Raw genomic sequence first — 1,947 nt, 5'->3', positions numbered from 1 at the left:
CCCGGTTCACCAGGGTTGAGAGGAGGTAGGACATGGATAACGTATATATGAGATGCATCCTTGACAAAGTCTATTGTTTTTTCTAAAGCCTCAAAGGAGGTTTCAGAAAAATCAATTGGGACAAGTACACGGTCGGTGGCAAATAAGCTCATAGATTCAGCCCTATGGCTTGTTTTAAAATACTATAAATACTGATGCTCTAGGAAGATTGAGTTACCGGAACTATTTTTCCAGAATTCAAGCGTTCCATATAGTCTTTGAGTTCAGTGGCTACTTTGCCACAGAGAAAATAGATACCGAAAAGATTAGGTAAACCCATAGAAAAAAGCATACTATCACTGAAATTAATGACTGGTTCTGGGTTAGCCACAGCTCCAATAAAGATGGTGATCAAAAATAATACTTTGTAGACAATTAACGTTCTCGAACCAAACAAATAATCCCAACAGATTTCACCGTAGTAACTCCATGAAATCATGGTAGAGAAAGCAAAAAAGAACACAGAGATGGCAAGGAGGATGGGAAACCAACTAATTACACTCCCAAAAGCAGCGGCGGTCATTTCGGCACCACCGAAGTTAGCAAACTCAGGATTTTTGTATACTCCAGTGATGACTAATACTAAGGAAGTCATATTGCAGATGACCACAGTAACAATAAAGGGTTCGAGTAGGGCTACAATCCCTTCCCGCACTGGTTCCTCAGTCCTGGCAGCGGCGTGGGCAATGGCAGATGAACCAATACCTGCCTCATTAGTAAAGGTTGAACGCCTTAATCCCTGTACTAACGCCCCAATCAAACCTCCCTCAACGGCTTGGGGAGAAAAGGCTTCTGTCACAATAGTTTCGATGGCAGATGGGATGGTGGAGAAATTGAGCATCAGAATCCAGAGGGATGCCAAAATGTAGATCCCACACATGACGGGTACGATGGTACCAGCCACTAAGCCAATACGTTGAATGCCACCAATAATCACCAATGTCACTAGACCAACCAGAATTAAGCCATAAACCCAGCCTCGATTGATCAGCCAGGGGACTACGCTGGCCATTACTTCAAAGGATTGGTTAGCTTGAAACATGCTCGAACCACCAAATGACCCAACAATGGCAAAGATGCAGAATAGCAGGCTCACAATTTTGCCCAGTTTTTGATATCCCATTTCGGCTAAACCAGCCGAGAGGTAATACATTGGACCACCAGCTATAGTTCCGTCTGGTCTGACCACTCGATATTTTTGAGCCAGGGTACATTCTACAAATTTACTACTCATGGCGAATAAGCCAGCAAGGGTCATCCAGAAAGCAGCTCCTGGTCCTCCGATACTGATGGCAAAGGCAACACCGCCAATGCTACCGAGTCCAACACCAGCGGATAGGGCAGTTGATAGAGCTTGAAAGGAAGAGATTTCACCGTTTTGGTTGGGTTGCTCGTATTTGCCTAAGGCTATGTCAATAGCGTGTCGAAATCCCCAGATGTTGATGAAGTTCATCCGGAAGGTGAAGAATACAGTACCACACACTAGCCACAAGACAATCAGTGGCATACCACCGATGCTAAAGAAGAGTACATTGGATATGCCATTTAAGATTTGGTTAACAATAGCCGTGAGGTTAGTTAGAACCGAGTTGTTTGCTGCTAGAGCTAGAGTGGGTAAATTGAAAAAAATATGATCTAGTGTCAACGTCTTTTAGCAATACTTCTTTACAAATTTATCAGGACTTATGAAAAACTGGGCATCAAATCTACCAGTAAGATCACCCTACTGGTAGATTTGCTGTCAGGATTCACGGTTATGGTCTTGACAAAGAGTAACTAATCAAAGATAATCATAGATTACGTGTCGATTCCTGCTCGGATCAGGTGAAGGCATACCAAAAGCTGGCACAACCAAGAAATCCTATCCATCGGAACAAACACTAACCAGCTACCTGTACGGCAACTATA

General features: G+C 43.3%; 2 protein-coding genes. Both read right to left on the bottom strand.

All coding sequences use genetic code 11. The features are described from left to right. Nucleotides 1-152: universal stress protein (locus tag F6K37_RS45145; RefSeq protein ID WP_353737298.1), on the bottom strand; the 152-nt coding region annotated here is incomplete at its 3' end. Between the two features lie 47 nt (nt 153-199). Beyond that, on the bottom strand, nt 200-1,684 hold the full coding sequence (locus F6K37_RS40010; RefSeq protein WP_502707934.1) for an alanine/glycine:cation symporter family protein: 1,485 nt from the start codon (nt 1,682-1,684) through the stop codon (nt 200-202). Nucleotides 1,685-1,947 lie beyond the last annotated feature (263 nt).

Origin of the sequence: Moorena sp. SIO4E2, assembly GCF_010671945.1 — a bacterium.
Lineage (GTDB): Bacteria > Cyanobacteriota > Cyanobacteriia > Cyanobacteriales > Coleofasciculaceae > Moorena > Moorena producens.
Note: the sequence above shows the minus strand (reverse complement) of the source record. Positions and strands in the feature narration are given on the sequence as shown.